This is a genomic window from Nucisporomicrobium flavum (genome assembly GCF_016464385.1).
Taxonomy (GTDB): Bacteria; Actinomycetota; Actinomycetes; order Mycobacteriales; family Micromonosporaceae; genus Actinoplanes; species Actinoplanes flavus_A.
On sequence record NZ_JADMLH010000002.1, the window covers coordinates 398772 to 423991 of the forward strand.

The 25220-nt window shown below is 72.0% G+C and carries 22 protein-coding genes; 16 read left to right on the forward strand and 6 right to left on the reverse strand.

Annotation, left to right across the window (positions count from 1 at the left end; translation table 11 throughout):
* Nucleotides 1-69: 69 nt before the first annotated feature.
* Both IT780_RS06070 and IT780_RS06075 read left to right on the forward strand, forming a co-directional pair.
* A complete protein-coding gene (locus IT780_RS06070) occupies nt 70-822 on the forward strand; it encodes a hydrolase (protein ID WP_199510401.1) in 753 nt (250 codons plus the stop codon).
* Nucleotides 823-896: 74 nt separating this feature from the next.
* On the forward strand, nt 897-1769 hold the full coding sequence (locus IT780_RS06075) for an SRPBCC family protein (protein WP_233412265.1): 873 nt from the start codon (nt 897-899) through the stop codon (nt 1767-1769).
* A 13-nt stretch (nt 1770-1782) separates the two neighbouring features.
* On the opposite strand, the gene IT780_RS06080 is transcribed toward IT780_RS06075, so the two are convergent.
* Nucleotides 1783-3597 (reverse strand): sensor histidine kinase, encoded by a 1815-nt coding sequence (locus IT780_RS06080; RefSeq protein ID WP_199510797.1) that lies wholly within the window; start codon nt 3595-3597, stop codon nt 1783-1785.
* Between the two features lie 85 nt (nt 3598-3682).
* The gene (locus IT780_RS06085; RefSeq protein WP_199510402.1) at nt 3683-3907 is read right to left on the reverse strand and encodes a DUF7455 domain-containing protein; all 225 of its coding nucleotides are present in this window, start codon (nt 3905-3907) and stop codon (nt 3683-3685) included.
* A 234-nt stretch (nt 3908-4141) separates the two neighbouring features.
* On the opposite strand from IT780_RS06085, the gene IT780_RS06090 reads away from it, so the two are divergent.
* The 3 genes from IT780_RS06090 (at nt 4142) to IT780_RS06100 (ending at nt 8166) form a co-directional block, all read left to right on the forward strand.
* Nucleotides 4142-5725 carry a S8 family peptidase gene (locus IT780_RS06090; RefSeq protein ID WP_199510403.1) on the forward strand — a complete coding sequence of 528 codons (1584 nt, stop codon included), beginning with the start codon at nt 4142-4144 and terminating at the stop codon, nt 5723-5725.
* 75 nt (nt 5726-5800) lie between these two features.
* Nucleotides 5801-6199 (forward strand): response regulator, encoded by a 399-nt coding sequence (locus IT780_RS06095; protein ID WP_199510404.1) that lies wholly within the window; start codon nt 5801-5803, stop codon nt 6197-6199.
* A 233-nt stretch (nt 6200-6432) separates the two neighbouring features.
* Entirely contained in the window at nt 6433-8166 is a 1734-nt protein-coding gene (locus tag IT780_RS06100; RefSeq protein WP_307831060.1) for a CBM96 family carbohydrate-binding protein, read from the forward strand.
* A 48-nt stretch (nt 8167-8214) separates the two neighbouring features.
* Here IT780_RS06100 and IT780_RS06105 read toward each other — a convergent pair whose 3' ends face one another.
* Both IT780_RS06105 and IT780_RS06110 read right to left on the reverse strand, forming a co-directional pair.
* On the reverse strand, nt 8215-8967 hold the full coding sequence (locus IT780_RS06105) for a class I SAM-dependent methyltransferase (protein WP_199510406.1): 753 nt from the start codon (nt 8965-8967) through the stop codon (nt 8215-8217).
* Nucleotides 8968-8969: 2 nt separating this feature from the next.
* Nucleotides 8970-9731 carry an SDR family oxidoreductase gene (locus IT780_RS06110; protein ID WP_199510798.1) on the reverse strand — a complete coding sequence of 254 codons (762 nt, stop codon included), beginning with the start codon at nt 9729-9731 and terminating at the stop codon, nt 8970-8972.
* Nucleotides 9732-9862: 131 nt separating this feature from the next.
* Between IT780_RS06110 and mshA the strand changes: the two genes are divergently transcribed.
* The 9 genes from mshA to IT780_RS06150 all read left to right on the forward strand — a co-directional run bounded on the left by mshA (nt 9863) and on the right by IT780_RS06150 (nt 20653).
* Nucleotides 9863-11167: a D-inositol-3-phosphate glycosyltransferase gene (mshA, locus tag IT780_RS06115; protein WP_307831061.1), complete on the forward strand. Its 1305-nt coding sequence runs from the start codon at nt 9863-9865 to the stop codon at nt 11165-11167.
* Complete coding sequence (locus IT780_RS06120) at nt 11164-11661, forward strand: type III secretion system chaperone family protein (protein WP_199510799.1); 498 nt, start codon at nt 11164-11166, stop codon at nt 11659-11661. Before mshA ends, IT780_RS06120 begins: the two co-directional genes overlap by 4 nt.
* Nucleotide 11662: 1 nt before the next feature.
* Nucleotides 11663-12577 carry an RNA polymerase sigma factor gene (locus tag IT780_RS06125; RefSeq protein ID WP_199510408.1) on the forward strand — a complete coding sequence of 305 codons (915 nt, stop codon included), beginning with the start codon at nt 11663-11665 and terminating at the stop codon, nt 12575-12577.
* A 52-nt stretch (nt 12578-12629) separates the two neighbouring features.
* Complete coding sequence (locus tag IT780_RS06130) at nt 12630-13460, forward strand: GNAT family N-acetyltransferase (protein WP_199510409.1); 831 nt, start codon at nt 12630-12632, stop codon at nt 13458-13460.
* 57 nt (nt 13461-13517) lie between these two features.
* Nucleotides 13518-14744: an MDR family MFS transporter gene (locus IT780_RS06135; RefSeq protein WP_199510410.1), complete on the forward strand. Its 1227-nt coding sequence runs from the start codon at nt 13518-13520 to the stop codon at nt 14742-14744.
* Nucleotides 14745-15321: 577 nt separating this feature from the next.
* Entirely contained in the window at nt 15322-17349 is a 2028-nt protein-coding gene (locus tag IT780_RS06140) for a PAS domain-containing protein (protein ID WP_307831062.1), read from the forward strand.
* Nucleotides 17350-17361: 12 nt separating this feature from the next.
* Nucleotides 17362-18162 (forward strand): methyl-accepting chemotaxis protein, encoded by an 801-nt coding sequence (locus IT780_RS41620; protein WP_307831063.1) that lies wholly within the window; start codon nt 17362-17364, stop codon nt 18160-18162.
* Complete coding sequence (locus IT780_RS42995; RefSeq protein ID WP_199510411.1) at nt 18159-19643, forward strand: chemotaxis protein CheW; 1485 nt, start codon at nt 18159-18161, stop codon at nt 19641-19643. Before IT780_RS41620 ends, IT780_RS42995 begins: the two co-directional genes overlap by 4 nt.
* 128 nt (nt 19644-19771) lie before the next feature.
* Nucleotides 19772-20653: an acetyltransferase gene (locus tag IT780_RS06150; protein ID WP_199510412.1), complete on the forward strand. Its 882-nt coding sequence runs from the start codon at nt 19772-19774 to the stop codon at nt 20651-20653.
* On the opposite strand, the gene IT780_RS06155 is transcribed toward IT780_RS06150, so the two are convergent.
* A complete protein-coding gene (locus tag IT780_RS06155; RefSeq protein WP_199510413.1) occupies nt 20650-21954 on the reverse strand; it encodes an MDR family MFS transporter in 1305 nt (434 codons plus the stop codon). The genes IT780_RS06150 and IT780_RS06155 overlap by 4 nt on opposite strands.
* 138 nt (nt 21955-22092) lie before the next feature.
* Here IT780_RS06155 and IT780_RS06160 point away from each other — a divergent pair, with 138 nt between their 5' ends.
* On the forward strand, nt 22093-22848 hold the full coding sequence (locus tag IT780_RS06160) for a phosphoglyceromutase (RefSeq protein WP_199510414.1): 756 nt from the start codon (nt 22093-22095) through the stop codon (nt 22846-22848).
* Nucleotides 22849-23040: 192 nt separating this feature from the next.
* On the opposite strand, the gene phoU is transcribed toward IT780_RS06160, so the two are convergent.
* On the reverse strand, nt 23041-23685 hold the full coding sequence (phoU, locus tag IT780_RS06165; protein WP_199510415.1) for a phosphate signaling complex protein PhoU: 645 nt from the start codon (nt 23683-23685) through the stop codon (nt 23041-23043).
* A gap of 208 nt (nt 23686-23893) precedes the next feature.
* Between phoU and IT780_RS06170 the strand changes: the two genes are divergently transcribed.
* Nucleotides 23894-25192: a sensor histidine kinase gene (locus IT780_RS06170; RefSeq protein WP_199510416.1), complete on the forward strand. Its 1299-nt coding sequence runs from the start codon at nt 23894-23896 to the stop codon at nt 25190-25192.
* The last annotated feature ends 28 nt before the right edge of the window (nt 25193-25220 follow it).

Consider the following 25220-nt stretch of genomic DNA (forward strand, 5'->3'; position numbering starts at 1 on the left):
CCTGGGCCGCACTGTAACTGCGAGGGCGGGAGGAGCTCGTCCTTCTCGCAGAGCGGTCGGGGAGTCATCGTGGGTGCAGAGCTCGAATCGGTCCTGGACGGCACCACCCTCGCCGCGCCCGCGGCCGCGCTGGATCTGCGTACCGATGCGCACGTGCACACCGGCTTCGCCGCCGGCCGGGACAGCGTGGGCGTGGTCGTCTCCGCCGCGGACCGTGCCGGCCTGACCTCGCTGACCTTCGCCGACCAGGTCGGCCCGGACACCTCGTGGCTGTCCGCGTACGCCGATGCGGTCCGCCGGGCCCGGCAGCGTACGGAGCTCACCCTGCGCGTCGCGGCCGAGGTCGAGGTCGTCCAGCCGGACGGCTGGCTGGCCTGGCCCGCCGACCTGGGGCAGCTCGAGGCGGTTTCGGTCGCCGTGTCCCGCCTGCCGCTCGCCACCGGGCCCGCCACCCCGCGCGAGGTGCGGTCCCTGCTCGCCGCCGGCCGGGTCACCCCGGACGAGGTCGCGGAGGTCGCCGTGACCGCGACGATCAAGGGCATCGAGCGCGCCTCCCGGTACGCCCCGGTGCAGCTGGCCCGCCCGCTGAGCCTGCTCGCGCAGGTCGGCATCGACGACTCGGCGGTCACCCCGGCGGTGCTCGGCGCCCTCGCCGCGGCCTGCCGGTCGACCGGCACGGTGGTCGAGATCAGCGAGGCGTGGCGCAGTCCGTCGCCCCGGGTGGTGGCGATGCTGCGCGGTGCCGGTGTGGCGATGGTGGCCGCCAGTGACGCCCGGTACGCCGCCGAGGTCGGCCAGTGGCAGTACCTGCGCCGGGTCTGAGCCGAAACCGAACGCGGCACGTATTCGCCTACGTACTCTCTGTCATAGCCGCACGTCAGCATGGGAGAGATGCGATGAGTATGGTTCAGCAGGCCGTCGAGATCAGCGCACCGCTGCACGCCGTGTACGAGCAGCTGGCGGCATTCGAGAACTACCCGCGCTTCATGACCGGCGTCGAGCAGGTCACCCCGATCGGCACCGACCGGGCGCACTGGGTCATGGACGTCGAGGGCGACCGGTGCGAGTTCGACGCCCGGATCACCGAACGCTCCCTCGACGAACGGGTGGCCTGGACCGCGGTCGGAGGCCCGTCGCTGTCGGAGACCATCACGCTGCGGCCGATGGGCGAGACGCGGACGCAGATCGTTGCGCAGCTGGAGGCCGACGTCGCGTTCCTGCTGCCCAGCGACCGGCACGCCCAGGAGACGCTGAGCAAGCGGCTCAAGAACGACCTCAACGCCTTCAAGAGCCTCATCGAGGCCGGCAAGCTCGGCGACGCCGTCCCGCTCGGCGGCGCCAGCTCGAAGGCCATGTCGGCCGGCCTGGCCTCACCGGCCTCCGTGGCGGCCCGCGCCCGCAGCGGCCGTCCCCAGCCCGGCGCCGGCTGGGGCACCAGCGCCGGCGAGTTCAGCAACGCCCGCCCGGACGGCCTCGGCACCGTACGCCCGAACGCCGGCACCGCGCCGCTCGGCACCCCCATGGCCGGCACGAACGTCGACATCACCTCGGCGCCCGGCATCTCCGACCCGCACGATCTCGACGACGTCCTGGCGCCCGGCCGCCGGATCACCGGCCGGCCCACCATCAGCGGAGGGGCGGCGGGCGCCGTGACGGGCCGGCAGACGGCCGCCTCGGCCAGGATGGGCGGCAAGGTGATGGGTGCCCGCGGCCGCCGCGGCGACGGCATCATCCACGAGGAGGAGCGCGGCAGCGCCCACGACCGGTAGCGTCGCCGGCCGCCTACACCGAGGCGGCTTCCCAGATCACGATCAGGCGCGCACCCCGGGGCTCGGCCCGCTCATAGCGGACCGAGCCCCCGTTCGCCTCCACCAGGTGGCGCACGATGAACAATCCGAGGCCCGCGCCCCGCATGAACCGGTCGAAGAGCTTGGGTACGAGGTCCTCCGGGATGCCGGCCCCGGCGTCCTGCACCACCAGCATCACCGTGTCGTCGTGCCGGGCCGCCGTGACCTGCACCGGGGCCTCGCCGTACGCGAGCGCGTTCATCAGCAGGTTCCGGACGACGTGCCAGACGTGCTGGCGGTCGGCGAGTGCGGACACGTCGTCGGGCACCGTCACGCCCACGTCCTCGGCGCAGTCCAGCTCCGCGGTCACCGACGTGACGACCTCCAGCACCGGGACCGGCGTACGCCGCGCCGTGACCGCACCGGTGTCCAGCCGGAACAGCAGCTGGAGGTCGTTCATCATCTTGATCAGCCGGTGGGTGTTCCGGTCGATCTTCTCGACCAGCTCGACCCGGATGTCGTCGGGCAGGTCGGTGTAGTCCGCGTGCAGCAGTTCGGCGAGGCTCGCGATCGAGCTGATCGGCTGGGCCATGTCGTGGGTGAGCATCGAGGTCAGGTCGTTCTTGAAGGTCAGCGCCGCCTCGAGCCGGGCGTTGGCCTCGAGCAGCCGCTCGTTGCTGGTCTCCAGCTCGGCCGCCCGCTCGCTCAGCTCGTCCTCGGCCCGTTTGCGGTCGGTGATGTCCACGTACGTGGCGACGTAGCCGCGGGTCCGGCCGTCGGCGTCCGGGATGGCTGCCATCGTGGCCAGCACCGGCACGTCCGTCCCGTCGGCGCGGCGGACGAGCCAGTCCCCGGTCCCGGGCGGCGGCACCTGCGCCGGTCCCGGCGGTCCCGGGGCCTCCTCGTGGCCGGTCAGCTCACGCCAGCGCCGGTTCACGTCGATGACGTGGTAGTTCGCGTCGAGCACCATGACGGCCTCGTTCATCGACTGCAGCAGCGTGTCGGCGAAGTCGCGCCGTTCGTGCAGCTCCGTCACGAGCTCCCGCTGCTGGCGGTCGGCCCCCTCCAGGGACCGGACCAGGAAGCCGATCAGGGCCAGGACCGCGAGCGCGGCGAGGACCGCGCCGGTGCTGATGGCGGCCGCCGGCCGGCTGATGCCCGTACGCACGGCGAGCGCGCTCACCAGCGCGGCGACCACGGGTACGGCGATGACGGCGGGCAGCGTGCGGCGGACCTTCACGCCCGGGCCGGCGGCGGCCGTCCGCAGCGGACCCGACTCGGGCCGCGCCAGCACCGTGCCCACGGCGAGGAGCAGCAGCGCCCCCGCGTGGTGCGGCGACATCAGGCTGTCCGGGCCCCGCCCGCCGGGAAAGGTGGGCGCGAACATCCGGGGCACCAGGGCGACGAGGGCGATGACGGCGGCCCCGGCCAGCAGGGGGTCGGCGACGCGGTACCGCACGGGGTGTCCCGGCCGGCGGCGTACGCGCAGGTCCAGGCAGAGCAGGGCGAGCGCCGCGAGCAGGGTCGCCACCCCGGCGGCCGGGTGCCGGGGCAGCGCGGCCAGCCCGAGCACGGCGGAAACCCCGGCGAGCGCGTACGCGGTAACCCGGACGGCGGGCGCGTTCCGGCGGGGTGCGAGCAGGAAAAGCGCCAGCCCGGCGACGCTGAGCGCGGCGGCCGGGCTGGACGTGAGGAGCGGGGCGGTGCGGACGGACGGTGTGACGAGGCCGAGAACACCGGCGGCGGCCACCGCGGCGCCGGCGCATCCGGCCGCGAGCCGGGACAGCCTGCCCACGTCCTGCGCCGCCATCTGCACCGGAGAAACCCCTCTAAATATGGGCTTATCGGCCCAAGCGTGAGGGATCGATCATATCGCGGCGGATGGGGTCAAGGGGTCACGCCGACGGAGACCGCCCGGCCCACTCGAAACCGTCCTCGAGGGTGGCCTTCGCGGCCATCGGGGCCAGCCGGCCGGCGTACTTGTTGGCGTGATGCCCGCAGAAGGCCAGGTTGCCGCCGCTGGCGAGGGCGATCTCCAGCTTCGCGGCCGCGCCGCAGCTGTCGCAGCGCTCGGTCAGTGACGGGGCGACGACGATCTGGGGCGACAGCACGGCGGTCATAACGCTCTCCTTGCTCGGTGGCGGTGCAAGCGGGCCCGACAGCGGGTAGTTCGGCCCGCCGTCCGGTGGACTTAGCACCGAGGTGCCGATCCGGCGCGCTGCAACCAACGCGCAACCGGTGCGGTCCCGTTGCGGCTCTGCGTTCTTCTCACGATTTCCCCCTACGACCGCCGGCATGCCTGCTTCCCGAGTGACTTCCGTCGCCGGCCGGGCCGGACGAGGAGGAACCCCCGAATGACCAGCAACGACGGGTGTCGCCGTGCGGTGCGCCGGGCCCTGGCGGCCGGTGCGGCCACCATCGCCGCCGTGACCGGCGTGTCCGGCACCGCCTTCGCCGGTACGCCCGGAGCCCTGCCCCTGGGAAGCGTACGGGCAGCGGCCACGGGCGCCATCACCGGCAGCTACATCGTGGTGCTCAAGCCCTCGAGCGCTCCCGGCAGCTCCCGCGCTCTCAGCCGGCGCTACGGCGGCAGCGTGCTCGCCGACTACTCCTCCGCCGTACGCGGCTTCCACGCCGGCCTGACCGCGCTGCAGGCCCGGCGCCTGGCCGCCGACCCGGCCGTCGACTACGTCGAGCAGGACGCGACCGTACGCCTCGCCGACGTCCAGACCGGCCCGGTGTGGGGCCTGGACCGGATCGACCAGCCGTCGCTGCCGCTGTCGAAGACCTACACGTACCGGTCCGCGGCCGGGGTGACCGCGTACGTGCTGGACACCGGGGTGCGCATCACCCACCAGGAGTTCGGTGGCCGGGCGAGCTACGGCCGGGACTTCATCGACAACGACGCCACCGCCCAGGACTGCAACGGCCATGGCACCCACGTCGCCGGCACGATCGGCGGGCGCACGTACGGCGCGGCGAAGGACGTCAAGCTCGTCGCCGTACGGGTGCTCGACTGCACCGGCTCCGGGTCGTACTCGGCGATCATCGCGGGCGTCGACTGGGTGACGCGGAACGCCGTGAAGCCGGCCGTGGCCAACATGAGCATCGGCGGCCCGGTCAGCTCCGCGCTGAACTCGGCCGTCGCCAAGTCGATCGTCGCCGGGGTCACCTACGCGGTCGCGGCGGGCAACGACAACCGGAACGCCTGCAACTACTCGCCGGCGTCGGCGCCGGCCGCGATCACGGTCGGCGCGACGGACAGCACGGACGTCCGCGCCTCGTTCTCGAACTACGGCTCCTGCCTCGACCTCTTCGGTCCCGGCGTACGGATCACCTCGGCCGGCTCCTCGTCCGACACCGCCACCACGATGATGAGCGGCACGTCGATGGCGACCCCGCACGTGGCGGGCGCGGCGGCCCTCGTCGCGGCGGCCCACCCGGCCTGGTCGCCGGCGGAGATCACCGCCGCGCTCGTCGGGAAGGCGGTCCAGGGCAAGGTCGCGAGCCCGGGCAGCGGATCCGTCAACCGGCTGCTCCAGACCGGTTTCCTGAACACCGAGACCGTCGTCCAGCCCGCACCGGCGAGCGCCTGCGGACCGTTCGTGGCGGGCACGGACGTGACGATCGCGAGGCTGGGTAGGGCCACCAGCACCAAGACGGTCGCCGGTTGCTCCGGTACGGCCTCGGCCGCGTCGACGGTCGGGGTGACCGTGAAGCACGCGTACCGCGGGTCGCTGGTCGTCACGCTGACCAGCCCGGCCGGTGTGCGGTACACGCTCAAGGGGGCGAGCAAGGCAGACAGGGCGGCCGATCTGGCGCACACGTACCCGATCGACCTGTCCGGTACGCCCCGCAACGGAAAGTGGTCTTTGCAGGTCAAAGACACCTTCGGGACCGCCGTGGGGGTCCTGGACAAGTGGCGCCTGACGCTCTGAGAGAAACCGTGAAAGCCGCCCTCCGGCCCCCGGCACGCCGATAGCGTGAACGGCACCAGCCTGGAGGAGGCTCACATGTCGGAGGATCAGCGGGAGCGTCCCACCGTCCTCGTCGTCGACGACGAGGAGGACCTGCGCGACATCATGCGGCGCATGCTGGAGCGGCGGGGCTACGCCACGCTGGTCGCCGGCGACGCCGACCAGGCCATCGCGGTCTGCCAGGACCACCCCGGACCCATCGCGGTGCTCGTGACCGACCTCGGCCTGCCCGGCGTCTCGGGCGGCGAGATGGCTGACAGGTGCCGGGAGCTGCGTCCCGACATGGGCGTCGTCTACATCTCCGGCCTGCCCAAGGACATCGCCGTCAGCAAGGGGCTGATCCCTCAGGACGCCCTGCTCGTCAAGAAGCCGTTCACCTCCGACCTCCTGCTGGAGGCGTTGCGGCTCGTCCTCGCCGAGGCCGCCAACACGTAGCGGTAGCCGTACCGAACGAGAAGCGCCGCCGGACCACGGTCCGGCGGCGCTTTTTCATGCCCGGCCGGCGTCGCGGATCCGGCCGGAAAGCCCTTCATTCCCCGCCTCCGCTGCCGCCTGCCCACCGTCCCGGCGGTGGCACCTGGGCTGCACCCGAACGCTCGCCGCCGTGGCACCCGCCCCTGTCGAACCTGATGTCAGACAGCGATTCATTGACATACAGGGGGAATCTGGTGAACGGCAGGCGGGGGATCATCGGCGTCGCCGTGACCGGCGTGGTGGCCGCAGGCGCGGGCTTCGCGCTGAGCGGCACGGCCAATGCGGCGACGACGACCGAGACGGTGAGCGTCTACAGCACGGACGATGCGTACACGTCGAGCACGCGTAAGACGACCAACTTCGGCCAGGCCGACAAGCTCGTGGTCGGCACGGAGAGCCGCGAGACGCGGCTGTCCTATGTGAAGTTCGCACCCAAGGTCGCCACGGGCGCCACGGTCGCCGGCGCGGAGCTGCGGCTTCCGCTGGAGAGCAAGCCGGTCGCCGCGACGCTGACCCTCTACTCCGTGTCGTCGGCCTGGTCCGAGAAGACCCTCACCGCTTCGAACGCGCCGAAGCTGGGCTCCGCCCTGCTGTCGGTCAAGCCGAAGGTCACCGACACCAGCGTCAGCTTCGACCTGTCCAAGGTGGTCACCAGGTCGGGCACGTACGCGTTCGCGCTGAAGTCGGCGTCGACGGCGGGCGTCACCCGGGTGCGTTCGCTGGAGTACGGCGACGCCACCGGCGGCGGCCCCGAGCTGCGCCTCACGGTCGTCAAGAAGACGACCACCCCGACGACGGCCCCGACGACCAAGGCCCCGGTGACGACGCCGCCGACGACCGCGCCCACCACGGTTCCGCCCACCACGGTTCCGCCGACGACGGTCCCGCCGACGACGGTTCCGCCGACCACCGTCCCGCCCACGACCGTCCCGCCGACGACGGTTCCGCCGACGACGGTTCCGCCGACCACCTCCGCGCCGGCGACCGGCTGCGTCACCGACGCGCTGCTCGTACCGTCGTGCGGCGTGCTCTGGGGCGGGGCGGCCGGTGGCTTCACCGACACCCCACGCGACCAGGCACTGAAGGACTGGGAGACGCTCACCGGGCGGACCGCGACGATCTTCCACACGTACCACAAGGGCAACGAGCTGTTCCCGACCAAGTCCGAGATCGCGATGACCCGTGACCCGGCGCGCCCGCGGGTGCTGCTGCTCAACTGGAAGGTCGCGTACGGCACCACGTGGGCCAAGGTCGCCGCCGGTGGCCAGGACGCGCGGATCGACGCGTGGTCGACGTACGTGAAGAACAACTACGGCACCCAGAAGTTCTTCCTCGCCCTGCACCACGAGCCGGAGAACGACGTCAACGCCACCGCCGGTTCCGGCATGACGGCCAAGGACTACGCGGCCATGTACCGCCACGTCATCACTCGGCTGCGGGCCAACGGGGTCACCAACGCCGTCAACGTGGTCGCGTACATGGGCAACGAGAAGTGGATGGCCCAGTCGTGGTGGAAGGACCTGTACCCCGGTGACGACGTCGTCGACTGGGTCGGGCTGGACTCGTACGTCAGCGTCGAGAAGGGCTACTACCACTACGGCGACATGGGCGACATCCTCGACCGTCAGCCCAGCGGCGGCGGCCTCGGCTGGTACGACTGGGCCGTCACCAACCACCCCACCAAGCCGATCATGGTCGCCGAGTGGGGCATGTACCACCGCACCACGGTGAAGGTCGACAAGGCGCCGGCGTTCAACACCGTCATCCCGGAGCTCGCCGCGCACCCGAAGGTCAAGGCCGTCGTCTACTTCGACACCAAGGCCGACAACGAGGGCGACCGTGACATCTCGGTGGACTCGACCGCCAGCAGCCTCGCCGCCTTCCGCAAGGTCGCCGCGGACCCGATGTTCAACGTCACCATCAAGTAACCCCCCGAGGCATTCGGGCCGGTCTCCGTTCGGAGGCCGGCCCGATGTCTATTGTGGCCAGGGCACGGTCAGCTCCCCGCGGCGCCAGCGAGCCGGCCCGTCCAGCACCGGCCAGGACGCGCGGAACCGTTCGACGGTCGCGAGCCAGCGCTGCCGCGGCCCGAACGGTGTGGCGCTCGCCTCCCACGCCGTACCCAGCGAAGCGAGCAGGTCGTGCACGGGGTGCCCCGGCACGTTGTGATGGATGAGCGCCTTGGGCAGCCGCTCCGCGAACGTCGCCGGATGGTCCAGATCGGACAGCCGGGCGGACAGCGTGAGAGTCTGCGGCACCCCCGCCCCGACCACCGCCCACGTCGCGATCCGGCCCAGCTCGTCGCAGGTGCCCTCGACCAGCAGCGCGCCGGTGGCGGTCATCGTGCGCCAGGCGTCGGCCACCTCGTCCTCGGCGTACTGGCGCAGCACGTTGAACGCGCGGACCACCACGGGGCGCAGGCCGGCCAGCTCGAACCCGCCGCGGTGGAACTCGAGCCGGGGCGGGTCCGCGTACGGCTGCGCCGCGGCCACCCGTACCGGATCGATCTCGAGCCCGACCACCGCGACGTCGGGCCGGACCGCGGCCGCCAGCCGGGCGCGCAGCTCGATCGCCGTGATCGGCGTCGCGCCGTAGCCCAGGTCCACGACCAGCGGCCGGTCCGCGGCCGTCAGCAGCCCGCCGCACCGGTACGCGATGAAGTTGTCCACCCGGCGCAGCCGGTTGGGGTTGGTCGTGCCCCGGGTGATCGCGCCCAGCGGCCTGGTCATGGCTACTTCTCGCGGACGACCTTGTGCTGCGCGGCCTGCGCGATCGGGCGCACCACCAGCCGGTCGACGTTGACGTGCTGCGGACGGGTGGCCGTCCACGCGATGCAGTCGGCGATGTCGTCGGCGACCAGCGGCTCGCGGACGCCCGCGTACACCGCATCGGCCTTGTCCTGGTCGCCGAGGCGGTTGAGAGCGAACTCATCGGTGCGCACCATGCCCGGGTCGATCTCCACGACCCGGACCGGCTTGCCCGCCAGTTCCAGGCGCAGCGTGCCGACCAGCGCGTTCTGGGCGTGCTTCGCGGCCGTGTACCCGCCGCCGCCCTCGTAGACCACGAAGGCCGCCGTCGAGCCGACCGTCACGACCGTGCCCGCGCCGCTCGCCTCCAGGGCGGGCAGCAGCGCCTTCGTGACCCGCAGGGTGCCGAGCACGTTGACGTCGTACATCCACTGCCAGTTCTCGACCGAGCCCTCGGCGACCGGCTCCACCCCGCGGGCGCCGCCGGCGTTGTTGACGAGCAGGGTGACCGGGCCGCCCAGCGCCGTCACCGCCTCCGCGAGCGCCGTGACCGATTCCGCCGAGGTGACGTCGCAGGCCACGGCGGTCGCCGACGCCTCGCCGACCTCCTTCACGAAGGCCTCGAGCCGGTCCGTACGGCGGGCCGCGGCGACCACGTGGAAGCCCTCGGCGACCAGGCGGCGGGCCGTCGCCGCCCCGATACCGCTGGACGCACCCGTCACGACGGCGATGTTCTTCTGCACCATGCCTAGATCCTGCCTCATGACCTGAGTCACCCCGGAGCGCCTGGAGTGGGATTCAGGCGGTCCGCACGGGGAAGATGAACGACGGCGTAACAGTTCGCCGTTACGTTTGACCGCTTTTGAAGGGACACGACGTGGCTGACCCGCGGGCCGCAGGCCACTGGCCGACTCCCCGGCGCATCGCCACCCTCTCCGTGCACACCTCACCGCTCGAGCAACCCGGCACCGGCGACGCGGGCGGCATGAACGTCTACATCGTCGAGGTGTCCCGCCGGCTCGCCGAGCGCGGTGTCGAGGTCGAGATCTTCACCCGGGCCACGTCCAGCGAGCTCCCGCCCGTGGTCGAGATGGCGCCCGGGGTCAGCGTGCGGCACGTCACCGCGGGACCCTTCGAGGGCCTGTCGAAGGAGGAGCTGCCGTCGCAGCTGTGCGCCTTCACCAACGGCGTGCTGCGTGCGGAGGCCGCGAACCCGCCCGGCCACTACGACCTCATCCACTCGCACTACTGGATGTCGGGGCAGGTCGGCTGGCTCGCCCGGGAACGCTGGGGCGTCCCGCACGTGCACACCGCGCACACGCTCGCGAAGGTCAAGAACAGGTTCATCGCCGACGGTGACCGCCCGGAGCCCAAGGCCCGGGTGATCGGCGAGGAGCAGGTCGTCGCGGAGTCGGACCGGCTCGTCGCGAACACCCGCTTCGAGGCCCAGGACCTCGTCACCTGCTACGACGCCGACCCGACCCGGCTGTCCGTGGTGCAGCCCGGCGTGGACCTCGGCCGCTTCCGGCCCGGCGGCAGCCAGGCCGCCGACCGCCGCCGGCTCGGCCTGCCCGAGCGGGGGTACGTGGTCGCGTTCGTCGGCCGCATCCAGCCGCTCAAGGGCCCGGACGTGCTGATCCGCGCGCTGGCCGCCGGGCCGATGCGCAACGCCGACGTCACCGTGGTGATCTGCGGCGGTCCCAGCGGCAGCGGGCTCGACCGGCCCACCTCGCTCATCGAGCTCGCCGCGTCGCTCGGCGTCGCGGACAAGGTGCGGTTCCTGCCGCCGCAGACCGGCGAGGCGCTCGCCGCGCTCTACCGGTCGGCGGACCTGGTCGCCGTCCCCTCGCACAACGAGTCGTTCGGGCTGGTGGCGCTCGAGGCCCAGGCGTGCGGCACGCCGGTGGTCGCGGCCGCGGTCGGCGGGCTGGTCACCGCGGTCACCGACGGCGTCAGCGGCGTCCTGGTCGACGGGCACGACCCCGCCGACTGGTCGGCGGTGCTGGCCCGGCTGCTGCACTCGCCGGCCCAGCGGCTGCGGCTGTCGGTCGGCGCGGTGCGGCACGCATCGAACTTCTCCTGGGACCGTACGGCGGAAGGCCTGCTGCGGGTCTATCGCGAGGCGGTCTCGGAGCACCGTGCGCTGATCGCCGCGCGTCTGGCAGGCTCGTTCTCGTGGTGAACGACGTCGGAGCCCTCATCGAACGCGTCTGCGCGGAGCGCGAGCTGCCCTGCGAGCCGACCGGCGACTCGTCCTGGGTCGTCACGATCCCCGGCACGCACAAGCTGAAGACCGCGTGCAATCTGATCGTCGGCGAGCACGCGCTGCGCGTCGAGGCGTTCGTCATGCGCCACCCCGACGAGAACCACGAGCAGCTGTGGGCCTGGCTGCTGCGCCGCAACGCCCGCATGTACGGCGTCGCCTTCTCCATCGACGCGGCCGGGGACGTCTACCTGACCGGGCGGGTGTCGCTGAAGGGCCTTGACGAGGACGAGCTCGACCGGCTGTTCGGAGCGGTGCTGACGTACGCGGACGAGTCGTTCGACTCGATGCTGGAGATCGGCTTCGGCACGGCCATCCGGCGCGAGTGGGAGTGGCGGGCCAAGCGCGGCGAGTCCCTGGCCAACCTGCAGGCGTTCGCCCACTTCGCGGACCCGGACGCCGACCGGGCCTGACATGCCGCCGGACGCCGACCTGGTACGCGAGGCCCAGCTCGGCGACGTCTCGGCGCTGGGGCTGCTGCTCGCCCGCCACCGGGCCGGCATGTACGGCGTCGCGCTGAGCCTGCTGGGTGCCGGCCCCGACGCCGAGGACGCCGTGCAGGAGGCGTCCCTGGTGGCCGTACGCCGCATCGGCGACCTGCGCGATCCGGCGGCGGCCGGCCCGTGGCTGCGGGCGGTGGTGCGCAACGCCAGCCGGGCGCAGCTGCGCCGGGAAGCGGCCAGGCCGGTGCGCGACGACGTCCTGCAGGGCCTGCTGCCGGTGGAGCCGGACCTGGCCGAGGTGCTGGAACGGCAGGCGCTGCGCGACTGGGTGTGGCACGCCCTGGACGGGCTGACGCCCCCACTGCGGCTGGTCACGGTGCTGCGGCACTTCACCGGTCTGACCCGGTACGAGGCCATCGCGGAGGTCTGCGCGATCCCGGTCGGCACAGTGCGCAGCCGGTTGAGTCAGGCCCGGGCGAAGCTGGCCGAGGCACTGCTGGCCACCGCGGACGCCGCCCACGCGGACACGCGGCTCCGGACGGCGGCGCGCCGCAGCGAGGCCGAGGAGGTGTTCCGGGCGGCGGAGGCGGGGTCCTTCGGTGAGGCGCTGGCGGCCCTGTACGCCCCGGCCGTCGAGAGCTTCTGGCCCGGCGGGGCGCGGCACCGCGGCCGTCGCCACCTCGTGGACGTCATGGAGAGCGATCTGGCGGTGGGCGTACGGCAGCGGCTGACCGGGGTTGTCGCGGGCCCGGACGTGCTGGTCTGGGAGTGCGACCTGGTGAACCCGCCGGAGGACCCGGAGCACTGCCCGCCCGGCGTCGTGTGGGTCCAGTCGCTGGCCCGGGGCCGGGTGCACGAACTGCGGCTCTACCACCACCCGCGCTGAAAAACCTGCCGCGGAGATCGAACTCCCGGGAGCCGGCCCGCATCTTGCCGGTATGCAGACGACGATCACCGATCACCTGACCGTGCTGGCCGAGCGGGTCGAAGCGGAGTTCATGGACGCGTACGTGTCCGGTGCCCCGGCCTCTGCCCGATTCCGGCTGGCCATCCGTACGGCCCGCATCGGCGGCGGGGTCGTGCTGTCCATGCGCGACGACCCGACCGGCTACTGGAGCAAGGCGCTGGGATTCGGCATCACCGAGCCGGTCACCGCGGACCTCGTCGACGAGATTCTGGGTTTCTACCGGGCGCACGACGATCCCGAGGCGGTCCTGCAGATCGCGCCGGCCGCGTTGCCGCCCGACTGGGCGGAGATCTGTGCCGCCAGGGGCATCGAGGAGGGCCACCGGCTGGTGAAGCTCGCCGCCCCGGTCGAGGTCGTCGGCCCGGCGACGACCGGGCTGCGCATCGGCGAGGTGGGTCCCGCGGACGCGCCGGCCTGGGCCTCGGTCGTCCTCCGAGGTTTCGGCATGCCGCTCGACGGGCTGATCGACATGGTCACCGCCGCCGCGGGTCACGGCGGATTCCGGCCGTACGCGGCCTGGGACGGGGACGCGCTCGTGGCCGCGGCGAACGTCTTCGTCATGGGGGAGGTGGCCTCGCTGAACACCACCGCGACATTGCCCGTGCACCGGCGCCGGGGCGCGCAACAGGCGCTCATCGCGGCCGGCGCCGAGGCAGCCCGGCGAGCGGGTTGCCGGTGGCTCGTCGCGGAGGTCGCCCAGCCCGCCGAGGGAACGGTCAACCCGTCCCTGACGAACATGCTCCGCGCGGGCCTCCGCGAGCTGTACGTCCGCCCGAACTGGGTCTGGCGCGATCGGGGCTGACGGCACGGTTAACCTGGCTGATGCATTAGTTAAGAGCATTGCCAGTTGGAGGGCCGGGTGCCGAAGGCGCGTACGTGGTGGTCGGACGCGGTCGGCGGGCTGCCGGCCACCTACTGGTACCTGTGGACGGGCCTGTTGATCAACCGGGTCGGCGGCTTCGCCGTGCTGTTCCTGTCGCTCTACCTGACGGCGCAGCGCGGCGCGAGCACCGCCCTGGCCGGCCTCATCGTCGGCGCGTACGGCATCGGCGGCGTCGCCGGCACCCTGCTCGGCGGCGTCCTCACCGACCGCTGGGGCCGCCGGTCCACGCTGCTCGCCTCGCACATTGCCACCGCGATCCTGCTCGTGGCCCTGGCTTTGAGCACCGCGCTGCCCGTCATCGCCGCGTTCTCACTGCTGCTGGGTCTCGCCCAGGCCATGCCGGGCCCCGCCTTCGTCGCCGCGATCATCGACGTGGTGCCGGCGGAGCACCGCTCCCGCGCCTTCAACCTGCAATTCTGGGCGTTCAACCTGGGCATGGCCGGTGCGTCGCTGCTCGCCGGGGTGCTGGCGGAGTGGAGCTACCTCGGCCTGTTCCTCATCGACGCGGCGTCGACGGCGCTGACCTGCGTACTGATCTTCTGGAAGGTCCCGGAGACCCGCCGGCGCACGACGCTGCCGGATGCGGACGCCGGCGGGATGCGGACGGCCCTGACCGACCGGATCTTCCTGGCGTTCGTGGGGCTGACCCTGCTGCAGGCGCTGCTCTACAGCCAGACGAACACCATCGTGCCCCTGGCCATGCGGGACGACGGTCTGAGCCCGTCCAGCTACGGCCTGCTCACGGCGCTGAGCGGGACGCTCATCGTGACCGGCCAGCTCTTCGTGCCCAAGCTCATCGACCGGCACCGCAAGGCCCGCGTCCTGGCCGTGTCGCTGGCCGTGATGGCCGTGGGCTTCGCGGTGCTGGCGGCGGCGGACAGCCTCACCGTCTACCTGCTCGCCGCGGCGGTCTGGACGATCGGCTCGATGCTGGCGGCCCCGCCGAACGCCGAGATCAACTCGGAGCTGGCGCCGCCGGAGCTGCGCGGCCGGTACCAGGCGGTGTTCTTCCTGACGTTCCCGGCGGCGTCGTTCCTGGCGCCGGCGCTGGGCGGGGCGAGCCTGCAGGCTTTCGGGCCGGCGCACTGGCTGATCGTCGCGGGGGTCGGCGCGGCGGGGGCGGTGCTGCACCTGGTTGCCGGGCCCGCGCGGGAGCGCCGGGTGGCGGCGACGGCCGCCCGCACCCGCCAGACCACGGCGTGACCGGCCGCCCCGGGCCGGTTTCGGCGGGCCACCCGAATGGCCCCGGGGCGACGCCCGCGACGACCGAAGCGTGCCCGAAAGCGCGCTGTCGTTGCCCGTTCTGTGCCCGGATGCCCGCTTCACCTGCCGCAGCGGGCCCCAGCGGGTCTGAGACGCACAAAAGCCCGGCACTCAGGCCGGGCTCGTGATCACGATTGGCGCCGGCGGCGGCGGGCGACACCCATCCCCATAGGCGTCGCCCGCACATACCGCCGGTCTCGGGTCGCGCCGTCCCCCAACGGCTGATGCCACCCGTCCCCGAACGCCGATCCGCGGCGGTCCCGAAGGACCAACCCGTTCCCCGAACTAACGGCTCGGCGTCCATCGACCACGCTAGTTGGGCCCGTCAAGCCTCACAAGCCACTTGGCTGTCTGCCATCTGTCGGGACCGTCACACCGGGCAACTCAAACCTCACGGACGATGCCGAACTCGCCCTTAAGGCCAATTGCCCGGGGAACGTGCGGACCGGCTCAGCCCCTCCGGGCATCGGCCGAACGGGTAGGTGACGTCCCGGAAACGATCTCCAGGAGCAGCCCCGTGGTCCACCCCTCCGCCCCGCTCGCCTCGGACCCCGCGCTGCAGCAGGCATCCCTCGCCCTGCTGCTGCACGAGCGCCTGATCGCCACCGTCAACGCGCGCTCCGGCGCGGTCGTGGCCGCCAATGACCGGTTCTGCGATCTGGTCGGCCGGGACGGGAGCGAGGTGGTGGGGCAGCGGCTCAGCGAGCTCTGGAACACCTCGGCGAGCGCGGTCGACCGGATGCTCGACGCCGCGCGTGGCGGCGAGTACCTGGAGCAGGTCATCGAGGTCGTGGACCACGCCGACCGGCACAAGTGGCTGCGGCTCAACTGCGGGCCGGTGCAGCCGGAGCCGGGCGCGCGGCAGACCGACGGCCAGATGGTGTTCGTCACGGCGTACGACATCACCGAGGACCGGCGGTATGTCACCGAGCTCAAGGGCAAGTACGCCGCGATCGACAGGTCCCAGGCGGTCATCGAGTTCGACCTCGACGGCACGATCCTGTCCGCCAACGAGAACTTCCTGGAGCTGGTCGGATACTCGCTCAGCGACCTGGTCGGCCAGCACCACCGCATGCTGTGCGAGGACCGGTACGCCGACAGCCCCGAGTACGAGCAGTTCTGGGAGCGGCTGCGCACCGGCGAGCCCGAGTCCGGCGAGTACAAGCGGGTCGGGCGGGGTGGGCGGGAGGTGTACATCCGGGCCACGTACAACCCGATCCTGAACCTGGACGGGCGGCCGTACAAGATCGTGAAGTACGCCCTGGACGTGACCGGCACCAAGCTGCGCAACGCCGAGTACGAGGGCAAGGTCACCGCGATCGACCGCTCGCAGGCGGTCGTGGAGTTCGACCTGTCCGGCCTGATCCTCGACGCCAACCAGAACTTCCTGAACACGATGGGCTACACCCTCGACGAGATCCGGGGCCAGCACCACCGCATGTTCGTCGAGGAGCAGGAGGCGCGCGGCGCCCAGTACCGCAACTTCTGGCAGGCGCTCTCCCGCGGCGAGTACGAGTCCGGTGAGTACAAGCGGCTGGCCAAGGGCGGCCGGGAGGTGTGGCTGCAGGCCACGTACAACCCGATCTTCGACCTGGACGGGCGGCCGTTCAAGGTCGTCAAGTACGCGACCGACGTGACCGAGGCCAAGCTGCACAGCGCCGAGTACGTCGGCAAGGTCACCGCGATCGGCCGCTCCCAGGCGGTCGTCGAGTTCGACCTCGAGGGGCACGTGCTCGACGCGAACGAGAACTTCCTGGCCGTGGTCGGCTACAAGCTCGATGAGGTACGCGGCCGGCACCACCGCCTGTTCATGGAGTCCGAGGCGGCCCGCAGCCCCGAGTACAAGCGCTTCTGGGAGCGGCTGGCCCGCGGCGAGTACGAGTCCGGCGAGTACAAGCGGATCGGCAAGGACGGCAAGGAGGTGTGGCTGCTGGCGTCGTACAACCCGATCTTCGACCTGGACGGCCGGCCGTTGAAGATCGTGAAGTACGCGACCGACGTGACCGAGGGCAAGCTGCGTAACGCCGAGTACGAGGGGAAGGTCGAGGCGATCGGCCGCGCCCAGGCCGTCGTCGAGTTCGACCTGCAGGGCCGGATCCTCAACGCCAACCGCAACTTCCTCGACGTGGTCGGCTACTCCCTCGAGGAGGTACGCGGGCAGCACCACCGGATGTTCGTCGGTAAGGAGGACGCGGCCGGCGCCGATTACCTGGCGTTCTGGGACCGGCTGGGGCGTGGCGAGTTCGACTCCGGCGTCTACAAGCGCGTCGCCAAGGGCGGCCGGGAGGTGTGGCTGCGCGCCACGTACAACCCCATCCTCGACCTGGACGGGCGGCCGTACAAGGTCGTCAAGTACGCCACCGACATCACCGAGGCCAAGCTGCACAACGCCGAGTACGAGGGCAAGGACCAGGCCATCAACCGCGCCCAGGCGGTCATCGAGTTCGACCTCGAGGGCATCATCATGCTGGCCAACGAGAACTTCCAGCGCACGCTCGGCTACTCGGCGCGGGAGCTGGTCGGCCAGCACCACAGCATGCTCTGAACCCCGGAGTACGTGATCTCGGCCGAGTACCGCGACTTCTGGCTGCGGCTGCGCAAGGGCGAGTACCTCAGCGGCCGGTTCCACCGGGTCGGCAAGTTCGGCCGCGACGTGTGGATCCAGGCCACGTACAACCCGATCTTCGACATGCAGGGCCGGCCGTTCAAGGTCGTCAAGTACGCCCACGACATCACCGACCAGGTCCAGCTGGAGCAGCTGCTGTCGGCGAAGACCCGGGAGATGAGCCGGTCGATCAACGAGCTGACCGGCTCGATCGACGAGATCGTGGTGAGCGCGCAGCAGGCGAGCCGGCTGGCGGGGGAGACCCAGCAGAACGCCCAGGAGGGGTACGAGGAGCTGCGCAAGTCCATCGAGGCGATCGACCTCATCGAGAAGTCCTCCGATCAGATCGCCGCCATCGTCAACGTGATCGGGGAGATCGCCAGCCAGACCAACCTGCTGGCGTTCAACGCCTCCATCGAGGCCGCCCGCGCGGGCGAGCATGGAGTCGGCTTCTCCGTGGTGGCCGGGGAGGTCCGCAAGCTGGCCGAGCGGTCCTCCGACGCGGCACGGGAGATCACCACGCTGATCCACGAGTCCGCGCAGCGGGTCGGCCAGGGCTCGGCGGTCTCGCACCGCGCCCAGGACGCCTTCGGCCAGATCCTCAGGAGCGTCGCCTCCACCACCGAGTCGATCAAGCGGATCGCCGACTCGACCCAGCTCCAGCAGGACGCCTCGCGGTCGGTGAACGGCCTCATCAACGACCTGATCGGCACCGACGCCGCGATGGCGCCGGAGGGGACACCGGCCCGGTGACGGCCATCGAGGCCCGGTACGGGGTCTTCCACGCCGGCGGCGTCCGGGTCGCGCTGCCGCTGGACGAGCTCCGCGAGGTGATCATGCGACCGCCGGCGTTCAGCCCGCTCCCGGCCACCGCGCCAGGGCTGCTCGGCGCGGTCAACCTGCGGCACGTCGTGATCCCCGTGCTCGACCTGCGCCTGCTCGCCGGGTACGCCCCGGACGACGACAGCGGCCGGGTGATCGTCATCGTGGCCCGCGGCGACCAACTGTTCGGCCTGCTCGCCGACGAGATCGAGGGGGTGACACGGATCCGTACCGAGTCGCTGCTGGGCGTCTCCGTCGCGGGGGAGCGGCCGGCGCTGTTCTCGCACACCTTCGAGCGGCCCGAGGACGGCGCGGTGGTGTCGCTGCTGGACGCCGAGGCGATCTCCCGGCTGCCCGGCGTACCCGTCGTCTGCGACACCGGTCCCCGCGCGTCCATCGCCGGGCTCGGCGGCGTGGACACCGACACGTCCCGCCGTACGGTGCTCCTGCTGCGCTGCGGGCCGGTCGGGCTCTGCATCGACGTGGGCCACGTGCACTCGGTGGTTCCCCAGGTCACGCTGCACTCCTCGCCGCTGGACGGCTCCTCCGTACGCGGCGTGGTGCACCTGCAGGGCAAGGCGGTGCCGGCCGTGGACCCGCTCGAACTTCTCGGCCTGGGCACCGTGCCCGACGACGGCAACCTGCGCGGCGTGGTGCTGGCCACCCCCCGGGGCCTCGTCGTGTTCACCGTGTCGGAGATCGCCGACATCGCCTCGGTGCCCGTCGCCGACGTGCTGCCGCTCCCGCCGGTCGGCATGCGCAAGGACGGGTTCCTGACCGGGGTGCTGCGTACCGGCTCCGGCGATCAGCACCTGCTGCTCAACGGCGAGGCGTTGCGTGCCGACGCCGAGCTGGACGCGCTCGGCAGTCTGGGCGTACCCCTGGACCCGGCCGGCGCCACCACCCAGCGACCGCCGGCGACCCGGAATGCGAGCCGGGAACAGGACCGTCCGGACGGCCGTCAGGTCGTGCCGAGCGTCCGCAAGTTCCTCACGTACAGCGTGGGTACCGAGGCGGCGACGCCGCTGAGCCAGATCACCGAGATCGTCCCGTACCCGGAGAACGCGATCGCCGTCGACGACGCCGGCGCCCTGCTCGGGATCTTCGCCCACCGCAGGCTGTCCGTGCCGCTGATGTCGCTGCCGCAGCTGCTCGGCGTGCCCGGCGTGCCGGACCCGAGGACGGCGCGGGTCCTGCTGGTCGACGGGCCCGGCGGCGAGCTGATCGGCTTCGTCGTCCCCGCGCTGCACGCGATCGAGGACTCGGTGTGGGAGGAGACCGAGCCGAAGGAGACCGCCGACCCGGGCGCGCTGCTGCAGCGCGGGCCGCTGGTCAAGATCGGTACGGAGGCCCACGGCCGGCTGCTGCCCCATGTGGACCTGACCGCGATGGTCGTCGCCGAGCTGGTCTGAGCCTGCTAGTTTTTCGGTACGCCACGAGCCGGAAGGAGGTCAGAACAATGTCCGATGTTCTGCGCCCCCTCCGCGTCCCGGCGTCCACGCGGAGCTGAACCGGGGCGTCTGCTCTGGAGGAGTTCCCCATGACCGACGTGGTCGTCCGCCCGCTCGCCGCGGGCGAGGAAAACCTGTTCGACTCGCTGCCCGACCCGCTGCCCGAGCTGCGGCAGGTCCCGTACGCCGACGGCCTCGCCGCCGGCGGCTACCGCCCCGAGAACACCTGGGTCGCCCTGCGCGGCGGCCGGCTCGTCGCCCGCGCCGCCTGGGTCGAGCCGCCCGGCGCGGTCGGCGATCCCTGGCTGGAACGCTTCGACGTGACCGCCGAGCCCGAGGTGGGCGCCGAGCTGCTGCGCGCCGCCCACGAGGCCTTCGGCGGCCCCCGCCCCTACTACGCGGCGGCGCCGGCCTACTGGCGGCGCCGGCCCGACGTCAAAGCCGTCGTGGAACGGCCCATGGAGGCGGCCCGGCTCGCCGGCCTCGTCGAGCGGGGTGAGCGGTTGCGCTTCACCTGGACGGGTACGCCGCTCCCGGCCGCCTCGGGGCGCCACACGTTCCGCCCGGCGCACGATGCCGCCGAGATCAACGACCTGGTGGGCCGGATCGCCGGGCCGGAGGTGCTGACCGGCGCGGAGACGGCCCGGGCGGTGGCCGGCGTCGACCTCGCCACGGACCCGCTCGCGTGGCTCGGCGACTCGCCGGGGGACTGGCGGGTCGCGCTGACCGACGGCGTACCGGTGGGACTCGCCGGTACGGCCGGGGACGCCTGCTATCCGCTCCTGGCCTACCTCGGCGTTCTCGACCCTCCCGTCCTCGCGGACCTGCTGGCCGAGGCGACCGGGGTGCTGGCGGAAGCCGGCGCCCGCGAGGTGGTGGCCGATGCCGACGCCCATCGCGTGGCGACCGTGGCCGAGCTCGAACGCACCGGCTTCCGGCGGCTGCGGGCCCGGGTCGTGTTCACACCCTAATTCTCGGCCGGGACGGGCACCTGCCGCGGCGGGGTGATGTCCTCCTCGTGAGGCGTCTCCGTCGCGGCGGGAGCGGGCGTCGTCAGCGCGCGCTCCGACAGGCGCAGCTCGGCCGCGCGGCGTTCCCGGGCCGGGCCGGACACCAGCTGGCCGATCGCGACCAGCACGCCGAGCGCTGCGCAGCTCAGCCACAGGACGGCGCTGCCCGCGTGCTGCTGCACGAAACCGCCGATCACCGGTGCCAGCGCCGATCCCGCCGACCACGACAGCGAGTTGACGCCCTGGTAGCGGCCCCGCAGCTGGGACGGCGACAGCTCGGCCACCAGCGCCGAGTTCGACGGGCTCTGCAGCATCTCGCCGAGGGTCCAGATCACCACGGTGACCGCGTAGAAGGCGGCCGAGCCCGCGAACGCGTTGAGCCCGAAGCCGATGCCCATGATCAGGATCGCCAGGGCGAGCACCCGCGACCGGTTGTGGCCGTCGATGAGCTTCGGCACGAACAGCTGGCCCGCCACGATCATCAGCCCGTTCACCGCGATCACCCAGCCGAAGGTCGCCGGGCTGAGGCCGTCCGCGGTCATCGCGATCGGCAGCGTGGACATGTGCTGCATGATCACGAGGACGATCACGAAGTTCAGTGCGAGGAAGCTCACGAAGACCCGGTCGCGGAAGACCGTACCGAGGCCCGGGCCGCCGCGGACCCGCCGGACGGCCGCCCGGACCGGCCGCGTCTCGGCGATGAAGACGAGGCTGATGAGCGCGGTGATCAGGGTCGTGCCGGCGTCCACCACGAACAGCAGCAGGTAGTCGACCTTCGCGAGCATCCCGGCCAGGATCGCCGCCCCGGCGAAGCCCAGGTTGATCGCCCAGTAGTTCAGCGAGAACGCCCGGATCCGGTCCCGGTCCGGCACCACGTCGACCATCATCGCCTGGAACGCCGGCCGGACCCCCTCGGCGAAGACGCCCAGCAGCCAGGCGCCCACGAGCAGCTGCCAGAACTGCCCGGCGAAGCCCAGCGAGAGCATCAGCGCGGCGGTGCCGAACTGGGCGATGAGCATCGTGGGGCGCCGGCCCCAGCGGTCGGTGAGCACCCCGCCGGTCATCGTGCCGATCGCGCCGCCGACGCCGTACGCCCCCAGCACCAGGCCGGCCTGGCTCTGCGAGAAATGCAGGTCCTGGGTGAGGTAGATGGCCAGGTAGATGACGACGAAGGCGCCGAGCCGATTGATCAGCGTCCCGGTCCAGAGGAACCAGAACTGCCGGGGCAGCCCACCCGCCGCTTCCCGCAACCACCCACGCACGCCCGCACCCCCGTTGTAAGCACCGGTAGAACCTTGTGGACTTACAACCTAGTGATCCTTCGCGGGCCTCGCAGCCCGGTTTCCACGTGGTGGTCGCCACTCGGGGTCGGCGTACGGCCGGTGTGGGGTTGCGGCAGGATGGAGGGCATGACTGGGACCCTTGTGCTGCTGCGCCACGGCGAGAGCGAGTGGAACGCCAAGAACCTCTTCACCGGCTGGGTCGACGTCGACCTGAACGCCAAGGGGGAGACGGAGGCCCGCCGCGGCGGCGAGCTGTTGAAGGAGCACGGCCTGCTGCCGGACGTCGTGCACACCAGCGTGCTGCGCCGCGCCATCCGCACCAGCGAGATCGCCCTGCACACCGCGGACCGGCACTGGATCCCGGTCAAGCGGCACTGGCGGCTCAACGAGCGCCACTACGGCGCCCTCCAGGGCAAGGACAAGAAGCAGACCCTCGAAACGTACGGCGAGGAGCAGTTCATGCTCTGGCGCCGGTCGTACGACGTGCCCCCGCCGCCGATCGACGACAACGACGAGTACTCGCAGTTCGCCGACCCGCGCTACGCGGCCCTGCCGCCGGAGCTCAAGCCCCGCTCGGAATGCCTGAAGGACGTGCTGCTGCGCGCCCTGCCGTACTGGTACGACGCGATCGTCCCGGACCTGCGCGCGGGCAAGACGGTGCTGGTGGCGGCGCACGGCAACAGCCTGCGCGCGATCGTGAAGCACCTCGACCAGATCTCCGACGAGGCCATCGCGAAGCTCAACATCCCGACGGGGATCCCGCTGCGCTACGACCTCGACGACTCGCTCCGCCCGGTCACCGCCGGCGGCGAGTACCTCGACCCGGAGCTGGCCAAAGAGGCCGCGGCCGCCGTCGCTAACCAGGGTCGCTGATTTTCCCACTGTGGGGGCTTTTCGGGGGCGGGGATGCCGCACTCCGGGCGGTCAGGCTTGATCCCTGCGTGCGGCATCCCCGCCCCCGAAAAGCGTTGTGGTTGCTCTGCTTGCACCGGTTGACGCCGAGGCCTTGGTGACGGCGAAGCGCCGGGTGCCCCCGTGGCGCCCGGCGCTTTGTCAGTTGGTGGGTCAGGCGGTTTGTTCGCCGGTGATGAGGTAGAGCATTTGTTCGGCGCTGTTGACGGCGTGGTCGGCGTAGCGCTCGTAGAAGCGGCCGAGGAGGGCGCCGTCGATGGCGGTCTCCGCGCCGTACGGCCAGTCGTCGGCGAGCAGGACCTTGAAGAGGTCGCGCTCGAGGTCGTCCATGGCGTCGTCGTCCTTCTCGAGTTCGGCCGCCAAGCCGGCGTCGGGACGGGCCAGCACCGTGGTGATCTTGTCGGCCATCCGGTCGGCGACCTCCGCCATCTGCCGGAAGACCGGGCGCAGCTCCGCCGGGACCGCCGGCGACGGGTGCCGGCGCAGCGCGGTCTTCGCCACGTGCTCGGCCAGGTCGCCCATCCGCTCCAGATCGGCGGAGATGTGCAGCGCGGTGATCACCATCCGCAGGTCGGAGGCCACCGGGGCCTGCCGCGCGATCGTGTCGGCCACCTTCGTCTCGACCTGGCGGTAGATGTCGTCGACCTCCGCGTCGCGGGCCATCACCGCCTCCGCCGCCTCCCGGTCCGCGGTCAGCAGCGCGGTCGTCGCCTTGCGCAGGGCGGCGCGTACCGCCTCCGCCATCGTCACCAGCAGGCGACTGACCTCATTGAGGTCCGCCTGGAACTCCTCACGCATGTTCTCGTCCCGGGGTCGAGGCCGGCCGGAACCATCTCCGGCAGCCGAGGTGAGCAGGGCTTGCAGGGGCCACGCTAGGAGGGCTCGGCGGCGCGGACATGAACGGCGGTGAACGACGCCGGGCCGGGCGGTGAACATTGTTCGAAGCGCGCCGGATTTGTCCGGTTAGCCGTACGGGTCAGGTAAACAATGACCCTACGATCGCTGCGTGGACACGGTGTACGGCCTCGCCCTCATCCTCGTCGCGCTCGCCGTCGGCGTCGCGGCGGGATGGCTGCTGTCCCGCACCCGTGGGCCGGAGCGGCCGGTGGCCGGACCCGCGCCGGCCGGAGCGAGCGAGGGGGTACGGAAGATCGACATCGACGAGGAGCCGACCGGCAGGACGGGGCTCAAGGGCCTCGGCCGCAAGAGCCTCGACTCGCTGCGCGTGGGCGTGGTCGTGCTCGACGCGGACGACCACCCGGTGCTCGTGAACCCGGCCGCCCGCGCGATGGGGCTGCTCCGCTCCGGCGGCGCCCCGGGCACCATCGCCGCCCACCCGATCCTGCGCACCCTCGCCGGCCAGGTACGCCGCACCGGCGTACGCCGCGAGGTCGAGCTCGACCTGCCCCGGGGCAGAGCCGGCAACGCATCCGCGCCGCTCGGGCTGCACCTGCGCGCCGTCGCCCTGAACGCCACCCACGTCGCCGTGGAAGCCGCCGACGTCACCGAATCGCACCGCCTCGCCCGGGTCCGGCGCGACTTCGTGGCCAACGTGAGCCACGAGCTCAAGACGCCGATCGGAGCCCTGCAGCTGCTCGCCGAAGCCCTCCTGGACGCCACCGAGCTCCCCGGCTCCGCACCCGAGGCGCAGTCCGAGGACCTCATCGCGGCCCGGCGCTTCGCCGACCGGATCCACCACGAGTCCGCCCGCATGGGCCGCCTCGTCAACGAGCTGCTCGAGCTCACCCGGCTGCAGGGCGCCGAGCCGCTGCCCACGCCGGAACCCGTCGCGCTGGACTGGGTCATCGCCGAGGTCGTCGACCGCACCCGCACCACCGCGGCGGCCAAGAACATCGAAGTCGTCTACACCGGCCCCAAGGGCGCCACCGTGTACGGCAGCGACAGCCAGGTCGCCACCGCCGTGACGAACCTGGTCGAGAACGCGATCGCGTACTCGGGCGAGGACACCCGCGTCGCGCTCACCATGCGCCAGGACGACGAGTGGATCGAGATCGACGTCACCGACCAGGGCATCGGCATCGCCCCGCACGACGTCGACCGGATCTTCGAGCGCTTCTACCGCGCCGACCAGGCACGCTCGCGCTCCACCGGCGGCACCGGCCTCGGCCTGGCCATCGTCAAGCACATCGCCACGAACCACGGCGGCCGCGTCGACGTCTCCAGCACACTGGGTGGAGGCTCGACGTTCACCCTGCGCCTACCGGCGCGCCCCCCGGAATCCCCGCTGCCGTTACCGGCGGCGATTGAGATCGAGTCCGGCGCGGCCGGGCTCCCCTCGGCCTGACGGCCGCGGAAGCACCCGAAAGGAACCC

Bases quoted from the DNA above. Each gene is read 5' to 3' on its own strand.
- IT780_RS06160 (WP_199510414.1), top strand. From the start codon at position 22,093: ATGGAGGGCATGACTGGGACCCTTGTGCTGCTGCGCCACGGCGAGAGC.
- IT780_RS06085 (WP_199510402.1), bottom strand. From the start codon at position 3,907: ATGACCGCCGTGCTGTCGCCCCAGATCGTCGTCGCCCCGTCACTGACC.
- IT780_RS06075 (WP_233412265.1), top strand. From the start codon at position 897: ATGAGTATGGTTCAGCAGGCCGTCGAGATCAGCGCACCGCTGCACGCC.
- IT780_RS06095 (WP_199510404.1), top strand. From the start codon at position 5,801: ATGTCGGAGGATCAGCGGGAGCGTCCCACCGTCCTCGTCGTCGACGAC.
- phoU (WP_199510415.1), bottom strand. From the start codon at position 23,685: ATGCGTGAGGAGTTCCAGGCGGACCTCAATGAGGTCAGTCGCCTGCTG.
- IT780_RS06080 (WP_199510797.1), bottom strand. From the start codon at position 3,597: ATGGCGGCGCAGGACGTGGGCAGGCTGTCCCGGCTCGCGGCCGGATGC.
- IT780_RS06125 (WP_199510408.1), top strand. From the start codon at position 11,663: ATGCCGCCGGACGCCGACCTGGTACGCGAGGCCCAGCTCGGCGACGTC.
- IT780_RS06110 (WP_199510798.1), bottom strand. From the start codon at position 9,731: ATGGTGCAGAAGAACATCGCCGTCGTGACGGGTGCGTCCAGCGGTATC.
- IT780_RS06090 (WP_199510403.1), top strand. From the start codon at position 4,142: ATGACCAGCAACGACGGGTGTCGCCGTGCGGTGCGCCGGGCCCTGGCG.
- IT780_RS06150 (WP_199510412.1), top strand. From the start codon at position 19,772: ATGACCGACGTGGTCGTCCGCCCGCTCGCCGCGGGCGAGGAAAACCTG.
- IT780_RS06105 (WP_199510406.1), bottom strand. From the start codon at position 8,967: ATGACCAGGCCGCTGGGCGCGATCACCCGGGGCACGACCAACCCCAAC.
- IT780_RS06130 (WP_199510409.1), top strand. From the start codon at position 12,630: ATGCAGACGACGATCACCGATCACCTGACCGTGCTGGCCGAGCGGGTC.